Source organism: Pedobacter sp. TM02 (assembly GCF_059705275.1).
This window is the reverse complement of sequence record NZ_AP046530.1, coordinates 1,264,394-1,281,047: the sequence shown is the minus strand read 5'-3', so window position 1 is coordinate 1,281,047 and position 16,654 is coordinate 1,264,394. Positions and strand designations below refer to the sequence as shown.

Genomic DNA, 16,654 nt, shown 5'->3' with positions numbered 1-16,654 from the left:
AAAGGAACGAAGCAATCTAATTTTACGCCTTTATGAAGTTCATCAATCTGCTAACAATAGGAATATTTATCGCGCTTTTGGGTATTGCAATGTTCTTTTGGGGAGCCTATATGTTTACTTATCAGGGAAATTGTACCCAGCTGATGTCTGTTACTGGTCAATATGCTTTCTTTTTATGGCTTCCTACTACCCTAATTGGACTAATTTTAACAGGCCTTGGTATCGGAAAAAGGATAAAACCTTCCATTAAACAACAATATTTTGATTAAGCAATCAATAAAACTCCCTCTAACAAGTGGCGGCTTATCCAAAAGAATAATCCCCTGTCTTGATGTAAAGGATGGACGTACCGTAAAGGGAGTCAACTTCGTAGACCTGCGCGATGCGGGCGACCCCGTTGAACTGGCCGCGCAATATGCCCAGCAAGGTGCTGATGAACTGGTTTTCCTAGACATTACCGCAACCCACGAAAGGCGCAAAACCATGATCGAAATGGTAAAAGCCGTGGCTAGGCAACTGAACATCCCCTTTACCATCGGTGGTGGCATCAGCGAAATTGCCGATGCGGAGGCCTTGCTCAATGCTGGCGCCGATAAAATCAGCATCAATTCGGCCGCCGTGCGCAACCCCCAGCTGATTGAAGATTTGGCCAAGGCCTTTGGCGTTCAGTTTGTAGTTTTGGCGGTAGACACCAAACACATCGACGGCAAAAACCGCGTGCACTTAAATGGAGGCCGGCTGATAACCGAACTCGAAACCGAAGACTGGATTAAAAGAGCGGAGAATTTGGGAGCTGGCGAAATCCTGCTAACTTCGATGGACCACGATGGCACTAAACAGGGCTTCGACTGCGATTTGTTGGACAAAATCAACAAAATGATCAACATCCCCATCATTGCCTCGGGTGGCGCCGGAAAAATCGAGCACTTTACAACGGTTTTTCAACAAGCGGGCGTAGATGCAGCCTTGGCGGCTTCGGTTTTTCATTACGGAGAGATTTTGATCCCTGATCTTAAACAAGAATTAAAAAAACACGATATTCCGGTAAGGTTATAAGCCTAGATTGTGAAGATGGCCTCATACCTCGAAACGACAAACAAAATGACAGACAACATAACTTCCCTCGACTGGGGAAAAACAAATGGATTAATCCCTGTAGTGATCCAGGATGAGCAAACTTTAGAAGTGCTGATGCTGGGCTACATGAATGCCGAAGCTTTAGCCAAAACACAGGCCGAAGGCAAGGTTACTTTCTTTTCGCGCAGCAAAAACCGTTTGTGGACCAAGGGCGAAGAGAGCGGCAATTTTCTTTTCGTTAAATCCATTGCTTCCGATTGCGATCAAGACACCTTGCTGATTAAGGCAAGTCCGGTTGGGCCAACCTGCCACACCGGAACCCGCAGCTGTTTCAATACCGCCTACAACCAGAACTTTATTTTCGAGCTGGAAAACATCATCAAAGACCGCTTTGAAAACCCGACCGAAGAATCTTACGTGAACAAGCTTCGCCAAAAAGGCCTTAACAAAATTGCCCAAAAAGTTGGCGAAGAGGGTGTAGAAACGGTTATCGCCGCCTTAAACGAAACCGACGAAGATTTCATAAACGAGGCCTCCGACCTGGTATTTCATCTCCTGGTTTTGCTAAAAGCCAAAGGAAAAACACTCGCAGACATCGGGCTTAACCTGGAAAAGAGACACAAATAGTATAGCGAAATATTGAACTGCCTTACACCAAACGCTTAATCCTCATCGCAATACGCAATACGCATTACTCTATACACTTAAAATGCTCAAACACCTCCGCACGCTTTCAGGCCACCAAAATCCGGTATATGCTTTAGCCAATTCGGGCAAGGAAGGCCTATTTTTTAGCGCAGGCAATGATAAAGGCGTGGTAGAATGGTCGCTTGAAAAATTGGCTTTCATCATGGTTAAATTGCCGGTTCAGAGTTCGGTTTACTGCCTACACTATTACAACGACCAGCTGTTTATTGGCGAACGGAGTGGTGCTTTTAGTGTATTCGATTTTGTAAAGCAGGAAGTTGTGGCGCGAATCAATGCCCATACCAAGCCTATTTTCAACATCCAAACCGTAAAAAGCAAAAACGAATTGCTTACAGCCGGCGAAGATGGCACGGTTGCCGTATGGTCGCTGGCCGATTTGAAGGAAATTTACCGCGTTCAGGTGGCTAAAGAAACCGTCCGGGCCATCGCCATTTCGCCCAACGAAACCGAAGTGGCTTTTGCCTGCAAAGACGGCTTCATCCGCATTTATAATTTGGCCGATTACAGTCCGAAGCACGAATTGGATGGCCATACCCTACCAGCTACTTCATTGGCTTATCACCCTGAGGGAAAATACCTGATTACCGGTGGCCGCGATGCCCAGCTGCGCATTTGGAGCCTACCCGATTACGAACTGAAACAAACCATTCCAGCCCATCTGTTTGCCATTTACGATATCATTTTCCACCCTAAGCTTCCTTATTTTGCCACAGGAAGCCAAGACAAGAGCATCAAGCTTTGGGATGCCGAAAACTTTAAGCTCTATAAAATCCTCAATATCGACAAAGTGGGCATTGGCCATACGCACTCCATCAATAAGATCATCTGGTCAAAAACCGGTGAACACCTGATCTCTACCGGCGATGATAAAAAAATTATGGTTTGGGACTTCAATGATGTTTAACAAACGGCCTTTTGATAAAGTTCCAGACGCGTTTGGGGAAAGAAGCTCGTTTAACATTAACTACAACGGCGCCAAGTGTCAAACCTTCCGCGTTGTAAACCATTTCCAATGCCAGGTCATAACTATTTGAATCGGGCGTAATCTCCAGCTCTTTTGTTTCGTAGGCGAGGCACCTAAACTCTAACAGCAGTTTCTGGCCTGGCTTGGCTTTTACCTGAAGTGTAAACTTGCCATCTTCCCCGCTACTGCCTGATACATTACTGTTTTTTAAAAATACGCTTACGTCAGGCAAAGGCAGTTTATCTTCTTTGTTCGTAATCCTGCCTTTTATCGTTATTAAACTATCAGATGGCATTATATCTTGTTTTTTTGCCCGGTTCATATTCTTGTTTTCGTGAACTGCGGCATTGCTTTTTATAGCAGTGTTTGCATAGGTTCTCGAAGTAACAAACAAAGCCAAACAAGAGGCCAATAAAACTTTGGCGCTAAGTCTCCAGTTTGAACATAGTACTTCTTCAGGTTTAAAATAATCCAATTGCTTTTGCGTCAATTGTCCACAAACCTTGTCCTTGCGATTGGCAAACCAGTGTTTAAGCTCATCGTTTGTCCAATTCCTAAAATCGATTACTTCTTTCTCGCATGAGTTACAGTAACGCCCCTTTTCGGCTGGGCTCATACTTGCCCAGTTTTGGGTGCAGGGCTCGGGTATAGAAATTTTAAGTGGCGACATAAGCATTAATTCTTAATAGGATGCATTTAGTATAGTTTCCATAAGCTCAATTAATTTATTCCAACCTTTTTCATCCCTTCCCTACCAAAGAATACTGGAAAATACATCATTTCGGCCTTTGCCGGATTAAGCACATAACTACCCGAATAGCGTGGCATCAGGTCGATGTTAAAAGTATACTTGCCCTGTTTGAGCTTAGTACAGAAGATTGCCGTTTTTTCCCTAAAATATTCGCGGTGTGTTTCAACGCCCCAAAACGACTGTAATTTGTTTTCGTAAGAACAGCCTGCGGGAATAGGGATTTCAATCATCACATAATCCGCATCGGCCCTTACCTCTACTTCTACGCTGAGCGTAGCCAAAGTTCCGGCTTTGAGCTGTTTTACCTTGGCTCCTTTTTGCATAAAAGTTGAACTCACTGTAAAATCCTTGCCCAATTTTTCGGGTTTAGGATTTTGGAATTGTTGATAAGCCGTAAAATATATAGGCGTTCCTCCTTTTTTTGTCAAGCTAAACCCGCTTGCATTGCCAAGCGTTTTGCTAAAAGGAAAAGTGCTAACGGTTTCTTGGCCGATGGTTATGCTAGCCGGTGTTCCTTTGGGGTTTGCGGCAAGCATTTCGGGCAATATGGTTTCTAAAATTAGTGACGATTCGTAGGTATTGCGCCATTGACCGTCTTTGCGTTGTTCTAAAAAGTAAAGCTGTATTTTCTCGAGTTCGTTGGTATGGCCACCATCAGCCTTCAAAATCTGGTAGGCCAACAAGGTATTCTGGATGCTGTTGTTCCAGAAACGATGATTTTCTTCGCCCCAATAAAAATTGCCAAACATGGTTTGCTTCTTCAGCAATAGCAACGAATCGACATTTGCCTGCAAACCGGCCATTTGCTTGAGGCGCATCAGCTGTAGGTTGCTGTACAGCGATGGCTTTTCGGGTGTTTTGGCTTTTGCAATGGCCAATACCCAATCTTTAATATAGTTCTTATTATCCAGCAGATAAAGCAGTTTCACTGTTGGCAATTGGCTCAGGTCTGCATTTACAGCCAGTTTATTAACCAAATAGGCGTAAAGCACTTTTTTGTCGAGCACAATTGGATAGCCGTCCTTTTCGGCCATTAATAGGGCTTCTACAACGTGCAGACTGATCCACATTTCTTCGTTGCTATTTGTCCACCAGCCCCAAGTGCCTTCGGGTCTTCTGTTTTGCCTAAGCTTTTTAAGAATAAATGCAATGTCTTTTTCGTGCGTAAAAGGCTCATCGAGGTATTTTCTTACTTTCTTTTCGAGGAGCAGGGCTTTGAGTTTGGAGGCCAACTGCTCATTGCAGAGGTATTCATAGTTGCGCAGCTTGGTCATTTCATCGAGCAACGATGGAAAAACTGAAGCTTCAGCCTTTAGGGTAATATTGCCCAGTTTCTTATCAAATTCGTAATTAACGGTTGTATCGCGCAAGAAAGCAGCAAAATAACCTTTGGTTTCTTTTACACCTGCCTCAACCACAGGCACTTTCCTGGTTTCCCCATCAAAATAACCATTGCTTTGTTTCAATGTGTATTCAAAGCTCAAGCTGTCTTTTCCATTTACCGCAATAGCCATCGTATCAATGTGGGCATTTTTAAAACCTACTTCTCCATTGAGCAGCTCTTTTCCGTTATAGACAAACCTGCGGTTCATTTTTTCTTCCAAGGGCGTATAATTCATCAGTTTGCCCAGCACCCTAATGCTATCGCCGTTAACGGCAAACAAAGGCGAAACAAAATTGGCGCTTAATGTTTTAAATGATTTGATAGCTGTTTCGACATAACCACTCTGTTTATTGCCGTTCATGGCAATTACCCTGGTTTTCCAATTGGTAATATCGTCTGGAAACTTAACGCTAAAGCTGGCATTTCCATTTTCGTCGGTAAACAATTGGGGCTGCCAAAAGCCAACATCTGAGAAATTGTGACGCATGGTCTGTTGCTGCGCCACCAGCTCTCCCGTTTCGGCAAGTGCTGTATTTCCTTTTTTGGTTTTAATCAAAATGACGCCATTGGCCGCCATAGCTCCATAAATGGCAGTTGCATCGTTACCGCTAAGCATGCTCAGGTTGTCTATTTCTTCGGGGCTCAGCTTGCTGATCATTTCATAAGGCACTACCACCCCATCGAGCACCACCATGGCTTTGTTATTATCGGGCAAGCTTCTGTTTCCCCTCAATACCAAACGCACCTGATCACTGTTTAAGCTAAGTCCTGCCACACGTCCTGATAGCTCATTGGCAGCAAGCGTAGTTGATGCCATCGCTAAACTGCGCTTGGCCGAGTAGCCATAGCCCGTTACCACAACCTCATTCAACTGGTTTTTACTATCCTCAAGTGCAATAGTTCCGATGTTTCCAATGGTTATAGGTATTTCCTTGCTTGCGAAACCTAAGGCTGCAATAATGATCTTTCCGTTTGCCGGAACAGCGATGCTGAACTGCCCATCGGCACCTGTTACGGTACCTTGTTCAAATCCAACTACCCTAACCGAGGCTCCAAGCAAAGCCAAATGGTCGCTTGCGGCAATCACTTTTCCATACATCTGGTTAACGAGCAGGCTTTTGCCAATATTGATGCTGTTGTAATTGTAAAGCACTTTATCGTCGATGGCATTGTAAGCACCGCTTTTGGCCGCTTTGATATAAGCATCAAGCTCTTTGCTCAACCGATCGGCTGCCATAATCTTAAAAGTTTTCCACTCATGGTAGTTCTGTCCATTAGCCTTAATATTAACATCGTCGGCCATGAAATAGCGATTATCTTTGAGCAAGAACAGCATCCGGTAGCTTCCTTCGTCGAAATAGGGAAAAACAGTGGTATTTCCAGGGTAGATATGAATAAAATCGGGTTGGTTATTTTTATAGACCACGATGTTTTTGATATACGGCAATCTATTCTTAAAGGCCGTATCTATGGCGATGACCAAACTTCCCTTCATCTTGTTCGTGGTTCTTTCATTACTGAACAATAAAGTTGTATAGCTTCTCAAATTCAGGTATTCGTTCCAAATGCTATCGATTTCGCCTTTTTTTAAGGCATATTGGCTAAAATTATCGTTGCCATTTTGGGCTACATTGGCTAAAGCCACGGCTGAAGAAGATACAGGTACTGCCGGTTTTTTCGGTTGATTGTATACGCGTTTTACATAATTGGGTACCTGTAGGCTTTCGTAGGATTTTTGCTTGATCAATCCTGGCAAAAAAGTATAGGTATAGCCTGGTTCCTTAATAAAATTGTGTGAAAAATCTTTGGTTTCAAAGCCGAGGATATTTTCTTTAAACGGCCCAACCAACAGCTCTTTCGAACGCGAAACCATGGGTGGAGGATTTAACAAAACCCATGTGGTATCTGCCCGGAGCTGCGTTTTCTCCGACTGGAAATTATCGGTGATTTTGATCATGAACCGCTCCAAATACGAAGCCTCGTCTGGTGTCAATACATTTTTCTGCAGCCTTACCTCCGCCTTGGTATTGGCTACATTGGCTTCCACGCTAATCACTTTTTTGCTTCCCTTGGCTACTTCTACCTCGCGCAGGTAAATCATTTTGGTAGCTGTACGCATCCTGATGGAGTGTACGCCGGGCTTTACTACAAAAGCGTAGCGTTGCAGTTGTTCTGCCTGACTAAAATACACAGGTACCTCGTCTATATACACAATGCTTACCAGATCAATGTTGCCTTTTTCGATTACAAAAGGAGCTAACTGCGCCAATTCGCCTTTGATTTGCTCCACATAGGTGTAGATTTCTCTAGGGTGGATGAATTTGTAATATTCAATGGTATCCAAGCCCAAAGCCCTGCCCCATTTTGGCCAATCCATCTGAAGCGCACCATTGGCGCTTACTTCTTCTATTTCCAATAAACTTTTCCTTTTTCGGGCAAAATAACGCTTTGAGAAATTGGGCAACGAGGGAGAGGAAACATTTCCAAACTTAGCAGTAAAAGCCTGTGCAGTAACATCGGCACCAGCCACTGGCTTATTGTCAATATCGGTAATCTTAACCAGCATTTTTACATTTTGGCCCGGATAAACTACGGGTGGCGCCATAAATTTGACGTTAAGGTAATTTGGACTATAAGCGGCACTTACTTCCTGGCTTTTTTCTTGCTCGTTCCAAAAGTAATTGATGCGGATATGCGCAGCCTTGCTGGTGCCATGCTTCAAGGCAGTATCCAGCCGGTTGGCATAGCCTTGCAACAAAATACGGTCGCCAGAAAAGATGGTGTACCAAAAAGGCACTTTGTTTTCATTATTGACCAGCACTTTTAACGAGTCTTTGGTCTGCAGCGCACCAATGTTCAGCGTAGGCGAAAAATTGCGAAGATAAATCGAATCGCTAAAGCCGTTCAACAGCTTCACTTTATAGTATTCGGCATGGTAATTGGCTTTTAAGGCAGCAGGCAAGGCTAGCTGCATCGAATCGAGCTGTACACCCGATGCCGCATAAGCAACTATGCTGGCCTGTTGTGGCAGCTGCTGATCGTTTTCCCTGTAGGCAATCAGCAGGCTGTCTTTTTGCAGAGTTCCTTTAATTTCTTGCAGTTTTTGTTCTTTTTGGTATCTATAGGAAAGCGATTGCTCTTGTCTTCGCACTTCGTTGTTGCTGTTTCGCAAAACAATTGCTAACCTAAAATCGATAGTTGCCTTTGGAAAAATACTGTCGGGTAATATCAATTTGGTTTCGCCAACCGGATCAAGCCTCATTTCCTTCTTCCAAAGCGTATCTGGAACAAATACTTTCTGATCGAAATACCCGCTAACCCTGCTGGTAACGGCCACTATTTCTACGCGACCATCAGGCACAGCCAATTCGTTTTCGTCGGTTGCCTTCATAAAAACAGCAAGCGGCGAGCCTATTTGATGTACGGTTTTGTCGGTTCTTACCTTAAAATCCAATGATTTGAGCTCGTAGTCTTCATACCTAAAGTTCGAGCGCACGAGTTTACTTTTTTTGCCGTTGTTGGCTACCAAATCGATGATGTAATCCCTATCCAACACCAACTGCAGGCTATCGGTCAGTACAAAGCTAAAATCATAGCCCCCTTCACGATAAGGGTTAATCGTACCCATCTTTCTCTCTCGGCCTTGGCCATAAAGGAGCACATCAGCCGCTATGTTTTTGATGGCTCCGCCTTTGGCATCCACTACATAGGCCTTAAACTTAACCGTATCTAAGGGTTTGTATTTAGGTTTGCTAAAAACCATATAGCCCTGATAGTGCAGTTCTTCTTTCCAGTATCTGTATTTCTTTTTGAACAGGTTTTTAAAGGGTTGCCAAATGTATCTGATTGGAAAAGAATAGGCAATTTTCCTAAAAAAGGGCCAATCTTCGCGTGGGTTATTGATTTCGAAGCTAAAAAAATTACTCACGCCTTGATAGCTTACCTTAACCACCTGACTTTTTTTGCTATAGCTACACTGATAAAGATGCGTCTGCCGATTATAGACTACCTTTTGCCCATTGGCCAGCTCTACCTTGGCATCAGATACTAGATTACCTTTGAGGTCTGTTATATAAAACTGCAGGTTATATTGATTATTGACAATGACCAGGTTTGCATTGCGCTTGTCGACCAGACTATAATTCAGCTTATTTTTTATGGGGCTTACATAAAGATAATTACCATAAGAAAGCTTGTCTTCGTATTTTTTATCGATTTTGAAGCTATCGATCAGCGTATGCAAAAAACCATCGTTGATAACCGATTTACCTTCTCCTGCCAAACTGAACATTTCCTTATCGGTTAATTTATAGATGTAGGTGTAAAGTCCTATCTGGCGACTATTATTTAGCCTAGACTGTGCCGCAACGAAGTTGGAAAGAAAGAAAAGAAACAAAAAGAGTAAGCGTATCTTCATAAATGGGGGTTTATTACAAGATACTTTTTGCACTGCGATTCCATATCGGACGATCAAATTTTATGCACTTTCTTAAATATTTTGCCGAATTGCCCTATATTTAGCCATGGACACACCAAAATCGCTACCTATACTCAATGCCGAACAGATCAGGGTGCTTGGCGCCTTGATGGAAAAATGCAAAACAACGCCAGATTATTACCCGATGACCCTAAACGGTTTGGCCGCTGCCTGCAACCAAAAAACCTCGCGAAAGCCGGTGGTGCAATATGATGAGTCGACCATTGTAACAGCACTCAATTCTCTAAAAATCGCCGGACTGATTGCCACGGCTACCGGAGGATCAATCAGGAACATCAAATACAAGCATAATTTTGCCATTGTTTATCCTTTGGTTCCAGCCGAAGTGGCGGTTATGTGCCTCCTATTTTTACGCGGCCCGCAAACCCCCGGCGAAATCAACACCAATTCGGGCAGGCTATACGAATTCGAAACTTTGGAAGAGGTACAAAGCGTTTTAGAAAAACTGGCCAACGAAGAACCGCCCTACATCAAGCAGCTGCCACGCCGACCCGGACAAAAAGAGCAACGCTACATGCATTTGTTTGCCGGCGACATTGAAACTTTTGAAGAAGAATACGTCAATGCAGAAGAACCTTCAGGCAGATCGAATAGCGAACTAGAAGAACGTTTAGTCAAAGTAGAAACCGAACTTGCCGAGCTTAAAACCAAGCTAGAGGAACTGATGAAGGAACTGGGTGTTTAGCTGATTAGCGGGTTGAAGCTAAAAAAAACACATGCGCCTGCAACAAGAAGCTAAGACGACCTAAGTTTTTTTAACCGGTAAAATTTCGCAAATTAAACGCTAAAAAAATCTTTTGACGATTCGCAGTTTGTGCGTATAACGACCCTGTTCGGGGTTAAAAATACCTTGGTCGTCTATCGGATCTATACGCACCTTACCTGCCGCATGGATAATTTTGTCGTTGCCCAACATCATGCCCACATGGGTAATTTGGCCTGCTTCATTATCAAAAAAAGCCAAATCGCCAACGGTTGCACCTGATAGGAAATCGACCAGCTCGCCCTGCTCTGCCTGCTGCGAAGCATCTCGTTTTAGCTGTAGGCCATGAAGCCTGAAAACAGTTTGCACAAAACCCGAACAATCGATGCCAAACAAGGTTCTGCCACCCCATAAATAAGGCGCATTTTCGAAGAATTTTGCCGTTGCTTCGAGTTCGCTGGCAATGGTTTGACGACTTGGCATCCAGGCATCGAACTTTAATTCGAATTTTTCTTCACCCAAAAAGCAAAAACCGTCTGCATAAAATGGCAATGTACAGCCTGCTGGCAGGTAATAAGCACTTCCATTGGCCGCAATCAGGGTATTGTTTACCGCCGCTGGTGCCAAGTAGGTATAGGAACGCTTATCTAAATATTGCGCCTCGCCAAGTCTGGTCAGCTGCTTAAAATCCATCCAGCCTTGGTAATCGTCGTCAAAATTCTGGACCAACCACCATTTTTCGGTCTGTTCAATTACTTTGACCCGATCGCCAAATAACAACTGCGATACGATTTCACTACGGTCTGACGGTTCTTTTCTGAGCGGCGCGATGGCAACCCTGCAAATTTGGTAATTTTCCATGCTTTAAATGCGAGCCCTAAAATAAGTTAAAAACTGCATTGTCAAACTTTTATGGCCAAAAATTGTTATTTTTAACAAACAAAACCCAAATGCTGAAATCATGAACTACAAAAAAATCCTCATTGCTGTTGACAACAGTACTTGTTCTGAAAAAGCAGCCAAAACGGGCTATGAGATGGCCAGTAAATTCGATGCCGAAATTGCATTGCTCAACATTATCGAACCAGCTCCGGCTACAGCTAACCCCGATTTTACCTTGGCTCCGGTTTTTATGGAAATGTACGACAACAGCGAAGAAAACAGCCAAGAGCTGCTCAAGGAAATCGAAAAAAAATTCAGCAATAACGTTAAAACCACTTATCTCACCAGTTTAGACACCGCCAGCCACGGGATTTTAAAACAGGCTGAAGAATGGGGCGCCGACCTGATTGTAATCGGTACGCATGGCCGAACCGGCCTCTATCATTTTTTTATGGGCAGCGTGGCCGAACATGTGGCCAGAAAGGCACCTTGCCCGGTACTGGTGGTACCTAATCGCAGCGAGGTATAGCTCATCGCAAACCAAACCCTTAGCCATAAAAAAAGGGACCCGATTACCGCGTCCCTCTATTTATTTTTAAGCTTGATTTAGCCTTCTTGGTGCAACCAGGCTTTTTTGGCCAATAATTCTTCTTCAGTTTCGCGGACATCTTCATCGTCAACACAACAATCTACCGGACAAACCGCTGCACATTGTGGCTCGTCGTGAAAACCTTTACACTCTGTACATTTGTCAGAAACAATATAATAAACCTCGTCAGAAAGAGCTTCCTGCGAAGCGCCAGCATCAATCTGCTGGTCACCAAAATCGATGATGCCATCTAAATTGGTACCATCCGAAAATCTCCAGGCCGTGCCTGCATCGTAAATTGCATTATTTGGGCATTCTGGCTCACATGCGCCACAATTAATACACTCGTCTGTTATTTTAATTGCCATGTCTTCGTCTATATCTATTGCTAAGCTTAACTTTGCAGTGCAAATATAACACATAATCATTTATAATAATTCTAAATATGTCATCACTTAGCAAAGAAAGCCTTATTCGTGCCTTTGAAAAACTCGGCGAATGGATGGCCAATCCCGGCCAAACGTTCGAAGCGACTATCCAAGCGGCAAGCAGGCATAATGCCTGGTTTACCGAACAAGAGGTAAAAAAAGCACTTTCATCGCTAAGCAAGATGCTCAATACCAAAGATTTGCAAATATGGATGGAGCCGATCAGCCTCAGCACCAACCCTAAAAAAATAGGCCTGATTTTAGCCGGAAACATCCCTTTGGTAGGCTTTCATGATGTGCTTTGCGTGTTGGCAACCGGAAATATCGCCTTGATTAAAATGTCGTCGTCCGACGATAAATTATTGCCTGCCCTACTTCAAAAACTGACCGAACTAGTGCCTGCGCTGAACGACCGGATTATTTTTGCAGAAAGGTTGCAGGATTTCGACGCCATTATTGCCACGGGCAGCAACAATACCTCGCGTTATTTTGAATTCTATTTCGGAAATGTACCCAATATCATCCGCAAAAACAGAAACAGCGTGGCTGTACTGAGCGGCAAAGAAAGCGAAGCCGAACTGCAAAGCCTGGGCCACGATATTTTCGACTATTTCGGCATGGGCTGCAGAAATGTTTCTAAAATTTATGTCCCTAAACATTACAAGATGGATCATTTGTTTGAGGCCATCGAGTCCTACAGCGACATTATCAACCATTTTAAATACAACAACAACTACGATTACAACAAATCGGTCTACCTCGTAAATTTGGTGAAGCACCTCGACAATGGTTTTTTGTTGGTAAAGGAAGATGAAGCATTGACCTCGCCTTTGGCCGTTCTTTTTTACGAAAGCTATGAAGACGCGACCAAACTGGCTGAGCAGCTGAAGCAAAAGGAAGAACAGATTCAATGCGTAGTATCGCATGTAGATATGCCTTTAAATTATGCGCCCGTAGCCTTTGGCCAAAGCCAAAACCCAAAGCTTTGGGACTATGCCGACAATGTAAATACAATTGATTTTCTGCAGGCTTTGTAGCCTATAAATTTATCGCTATTTTGTAGGCACTTTATCCCCAAATGCTCATTTGAAAGCGATTAGAAGTTTGCTTTGGTCTTTGTTTGCGTTGCTTTTTTCCATTGCCGGATTAAAGGCCCAGGTTTGTACGGGCTCATTGGGCGATCCGGTTATCAATATTGATTTTGGAAGAGGTACAGCTGCCTTCGGACCACAATTAAGCGGTACGCTTACCAATTACACCTATATGGCTGGCACCCCCAACGATGGACAATACACCATTGCACAAAGCACCAACGGCATGCACAATAGCCCGGGCAACGGTTGGTTTCAAATTAATAACCATACCCCTAATGACCCCAATGGTTATATGATGGTGGTTAATGCCTCAACTACGCCAGGTATCTTTTACCAGTCGACCATTTCGGGACTTTGCCCCGGCACTACCTACGAATTTGCTGCCTGGATCATCAACATCCTGAATTATTCTGGCAACAAGCCCAATGTCACCTTTACCATCGAAACTACCACTGGCATCATACTTAAAAGCTACAATACCGGCGATATCCTGGAAACGGCCCAGCCCACCTGGAAGCAGTATGCCATGACCTTTACCACCACCAGCAATGCGGCCATTGTACTTAAAATGATCAATAACGGACCTGGCGGGGTTGGAAACGATATTGCATTGGACGACATTACTTTTAGGCCTTGTGGCCCAACGGTAAACCCTACCATCAATGGCGTTACCAGTCAGCTTACCTACGCCTGCGAGGGCGATACCAAGAGTTTTTTGCTTTCGGCCAATATTGGTACGGGATTTAATCAGCTGAACTACCAATGGCAGCAGCTGATTAACGGTACCTGGACCGACATTGCCGGAGCAACGGGCAGCCAGTACCAAGTTAACTTCAATAATGCCACTAAAAACAATTATCAGTACCGGTTGGCAGTTGCCGACGGCAATAACATCAGCAGTATAAATTGCAGGGTCGTCTCTGCACCTATTACCCTGAGCGTAGTTTCGCCCACTACAGTAACCAGTTACCCCAGCAACAAGGTATGCCTGGGCCAACCTATTGTGCTAAAAGTTGAGGCAGGCACCAGTTATTTGTGGACTGGCCCCAATAATTTTACTTCTACCCAGCAAAACCCTGTCATTAACAACGCCTCGCACAACATGGAAGGCACCTATACCGTAGTGGTTAGTAACGAAGGTGGCTGCAAAAGTACGGCTACCACGGTGGTTACAGTTAACGATCCTCCGGTAGCAAGCGTAACAGCAAGCTCGAATACCATTTGCGAAGGCGACCAAACGGTTTTGACCGCAGTTGGTGGCACCACTTATACCTGGTTGCCAGCTGATGGGCTTTCTGCGACCGATATTCCCAACCCTACGGCTTCGCCAACCGAAACCACAACTTATCAGGTAACTGTAGCCAACGGCGCTTGTGAGGCCACTTTGCCTATTACCATCAACGTAATCAAAAAAGTAACCGCCTCAGCCGGCGAAGACAAGAGGGTGCTCAAAGACAACCCCATACAGCTCGACGGCAAAGCCACAGGCCCTTACACCAAATATTACTGGACACCAAGCGATTACCTGGACGACCCCAACAAGCTCAACCCGATAGCTACGCCACCACAAGACATGACCTACACCCTGCACGTAGAAAATAGCGGTGGTTGTGCCAGCAGCGAAGACGAAGTTTTGGTAAAGGTTTACGAAAACCTTAACGTACCGAATACTTTTAGTCCGAATGGCGATGGACAAAACGATGTATGGAAAATTGCTCCCCTTGGCCCCTATCCCAATGTCATCATCAAGGTTATGAACCGCTCGGGCGAAACCGTTTATCAAGCTACCGGCAACACCAGTCAGCCTTGGGATGGCAAATACAAAGGCAAAGCCGTTCCGGTGGGCGTTTATTATTACCTCATTCAGTTAGAACCCGAGTTAAAAGCCATTAGCGGCTGGGTAATGCTGGTGAGGTAGGAAGAATGAAATCATGTTGCTTTCGTGCCTCGTTTTTCGGCTAGAAATGTTATTTTTGGGCAAATGTATATCATTAAAGTAAAAGGCATCGCCAAAATACCTGATTACGTGCAGCTAAGGGACGAAAAATTTACGCTCTTGGCCTACTTCAGGGTAGACAGGCCCGATAAATCTTTAGAGAAACTGGGGTTTGGCGATAAGCTCGACGAAATTATGAACGTTATTAACGACCTTCCCTTCGGACAGGTTACCAAATTAGATATCTGAACATGACACAAAGCGCAGTAATCAACTTACAGAACGTAGACGTTTTTCAGCAAAAGCACCTGGTTTTATCCAATGTTAACCTCGATATAGCCAAAGGCGAATTTGTTTTCCTGATTGGCCAAACCGGTTCTGGAAAAAGCAGCTTGCTAAAAATCATTTACGGCGACTTGCATATCGGCAATGGCAACGGCAGCGTAGCCGGCTTCAACCTCAAAAACCTGACCGATAAGGAAGTGCCTTTTTTACGCAGGAAACTGGGCATTGTTTTTCAGGATTTTCAGCTATTGAGCGACAGAACCATCGAACAAAATTTGGATTTTGTATTGAAAGCCACCGGCTGGAACGACAAAAACCTTATCAACGAGCGCATTAAAGATGTATTGGAAAAAGTAGGCCTGCGTTCTAAAATCAAGAAAATGCCTCACGAGCTTTCGGGTGGCGAACAGCAGCGCGTGGTTATTGCCCGTGCCTTGCTCAACAATCCGGAAATTATATTGGCTGACGAGCCAACGGGCAACTTAGACCCCGATACTTCAGAAGAAATCGTATTGCTATTGAAACAGATCAGCCAAAGCGGCACCGCGGTTTTAATGGCCACCCACGACTATCATATCATCCGTACCTTTCCTTCGCGCATCATCAAGTGCGAAAACGGCATTGTACACGAAGATGCCCAGATTGCCTAGTGCAATGCTGACAAAAAATTAGATTTCAGCCATTCTGTTCGGTAGCAAGCAATTAAAACTGACAGCATGGCTGTTTTTTTATGATTGGCAAAACTTTTGAGTTCGAACAAAAAAACACGAGTAGACAACATGTTTAATAAGAAGAAAAAGGAAGAAGAACCGATTACTGAAAATCAGGCGGAACAAGAAGTTCAAGATACGCAGGCAGGTGAAACCCAAACCGAGGATAAAGTGACAGAACCGGCTGCAGCACTTTCTGCAGAAGAAAAACTGCAACAGGAAAATGCTGCCCTTAACGATAAATACCTTCGCCTGTTTGCCGAATTCGACAATTATAAGCGCCGTACCCAAAAAGAACGCATAGAGTTGTTGCAAACTGCAGGAAAAGACGTAGTAGTTTCCTTGCTCCCTGTATTAGACGACTTTGAGCGTGCTATCAAAGCCACCGAAAACGCTACAGAAGTAAGCGCTATTCGCGAAGGCATTTTATTGGTGCAAGCCAAGCTTAAAAGCATTTTGAGTCAAAAAGGCTTAAAGGAAATAGAAAGCATCCACACCGTTTTCGATACAGACAAACACGAAGCCATTACCAATATTCCTGCCCCTAGCGACGATTTAAAAGGCAAGGTGGTTGACGAACTGGAAAAAGGTTATACCCTAAACGATAAAGTAATCCGCTTCGCCAAAGTAGTAGTAGGAGCATAA

The 16,654-nt window shown here is 44.2% G+C and carries 15 protein-coding genes; 11 read left to right on the top strand and 4 right to left on the bottom strand.

Translation table 11 applies throughout. The features are described from left to right. Positions 1–32: 32 nt before the first annotated feature. The 4 genes from AC6H1S_RS05490 to AC6H1S_RS05475 all read left to right on the top strand — a co-directional run bounded on the left by AC6H1S_RS05490 (position 33) and on the right by AC6H1S_RS05475 (position 2,689). Positions 33–269, top strand: coding sequence for a hypothetical protein (locus AC6H1S_RS05490; protein ID WP_497565436.1), 237 nt, complete (start codon positions 33–35; stop codon positions 267–269). Then, on the top strand, positions 265–1,056 hold the full coding sequence (hisF, locus tag AC6H1S_RS05485) for an imidazole glycerol phosphate synthase subunit HisF (RefSeq protein ID WP_497566021.1): 792 nt from the start codon (positions 265–267) through the stop codon (positions 1,054–1,056). The genes AC6H1S_RS05490 and hisF overlap by 5 nt, the downstream gene beginning before the upstream one ends. A 45-nt stretch (positions 1,057–1,101) precedes the next feature. Next, positions 1,102–1,704, top strand: coding sequence for a bifunctional phosphoribosyl-AMP cyclohydrolase/phosphoribosyl-ATP diphosphatase HisIE (hisIE, locus tag AC6H1S_RS05480; RefSeq protein ID WP_497565435.1), 603 nt, complete (start codon positions 1,102–1,104; stop codon positions 1,702–1,704). Between the two features lie 82 nt (positions 1,705–1,786). Next, a complete protein-coding gene (locus tag AC6H1S_RS05475; protein WP_199137424.1) occupies positions 1,787–2,689 on the top strand; it encodes a WD40 repeat domain-containing protein in 903 nt (300 codons plus the stop codon). Here AC6H1S_RS05475 and AC6H1S_RS05470 read toward each other — a convergent pair. Together AC6H1S_RS05470 and AC6H1S_RS05465 are read right to left on the bottom strand one after the other, a co-directional pair. Then, positions 2,676–3,224 (bottom strand): carboxypeptidase-like regulatory domain-containing protein, encoded by a 549-nt coding sequence (locus AC6H1S_RS05470; RefSeq protein WP_497565434.1) that lies wholly within the window; start codon positions 3,222–3,224, stop codon positions 2,676–2,678. The two genes, AC6H1S_RS05475 and AC6H1S_RS05470, sit on opposite strands and share 14 nt — an antisense overlap. A gap of 245 nt (positions 3,225–3,469) precedes the next feature. Beyond that, positions 3,470–9,301: an alpha-2-macroglobulin family protein gene (locus AC6H1S_RS05465; protein WP_497565433.1), complete on the bottom strand. Its 5,832-nt coding sequence runs from the start codon at positions 9,299–9,301 to the stop codon at positions 3,470–3,472. 106 nt (positions 9,302–9,407) lie between these two features. On the opposite strand from AC6H1S_RS05465, the gene AC6H1S_RS05460 reads away from it, so the two are divergent. Continuing rightward, complete coding sequence (locus AC6H1S_RS05460) at positions 9,408–10,067, top strand: YceH family protein (protein ID WP_497565432.1); 660 nt, start codon at positions 9,408–9,410, stop codon at positions 10,065–10,067. Between the two features lie 99 nt (positions 10,068–10,166). On the opposite strand, the gene AC6H1S_RS05455 is transcribed toward AC6H1S_RS05460, so the two are convergent. Then, positions 10,167–10,946: a C40 family peptidase gene (locus AC6H1S_RS05455; RefSeq protein WP_497565431.1), complete on the bottom strand. Its 780-nt coding sequence runs from the start codon at positions 10,944–10,946 to the stop codon at positions 10,167–10,169. A 100-nt stretch (positions 10,947–11,046) separates the two neighbouring features. Between AC6H1S_RS05455 and AC6H1S_RS05450 the strand changes: the two genes are divergently transcribed. Next, positions 11,047–11,496: a universal stress protein gene (locus tag AC6H1S_RS05450; RefSeq protein ID WP_199137415.1), complete on the top strand. Its 450-nt coding sequence runs from the start codon at positions 11,047–11,049 to the stop codon at positions 11,494–11,496. A gap of 77 nt (positions 11,497–11,573) precedes the next feature. Here the strand turns inward: AC6H1S_RS05450 and AC6H1S_RS05445 are convergent, their stop codons facing one another. Beyond that, the gene (locus AC6H1S_RS05445; protein ID WP_199137504.1) at positions 11,574–11,924 is read right to left on the bottom strand and encodes a 4Fe-4S dicluster domain-containing protein; all 351 of its coding nucleotides are present in this window, start codon (positions 11,922–11,924) and stop codon (positions 11,574–11,576) included. 77 nt (positions 11,925–12,001) lie between these two features. Between AC6H1S_RS05445 and AC6H1S_RS05440 the strand changes: the two genes are divergently transcribed. The 5 genes from AC6H1S_RS05440 (at position 12,002) to AC6H1S_RS05420 (ending at position 16,654) form a co-directional block, all read left to right on the top strand. Then, positions 12,002–13,021 (top strand): acyl-CoA reductase, encoded by a 1,020-nt coding sequence (locus AC6H1S_RS05440; protein ID WP_497565430.1) that lies wholly within the window; start codon positions 12,002–12,004, stop codon positions 13,019–13,021. Between the two features lie 49 nt (positions 13,022–13,070). Next, entirely contained in the window at positions 13,071–14,996 is a 1,926-nt protein-coding gene (locus AC6H1S_RS05435; protein WP_497565429.1) for a T9SS type B sorting domain-containing protein, read from the top strand. A 63-nt stretch (positions 14,997–15,059) separates the two neighbouring features. Then, positions 15,060–15,263 carry a fructose-6-phosphate aldolase gene (locus tag AC6H1S_RS05430; RefSeq protein ID WP_199137408.1) on the top strand — a complete coding sequence of 68 codons (204 nt, stop codon included), beginning with the start codon at positions 15,060–15,062 and terminating at the stop codon, positions 15,261–15,263. A gap of 2 nt (positions 15,264–15,265) precedes the next feature. After that, positions 15,266–15,949, top strand: coding sequence for a cell division ATP-binding protein FtsE (locus AC6H1S_RS05425; protein ID WP_199137406.1), 684 nt, complete (start codon positions 15,266–15,268; stop codon positions 15,947–15,949). Between the two features lie 129 nt (positions 15,950–16,078). Then, positions 16,079–16,654, top strand: coding sequence for a nucleotide exchange factor GrpE (locus AC6H1S_RS05420; protein WP_497565428.1), 576 nt, complete (start codon positions 16,079–16,081; stop codon positions 16,652–16,654).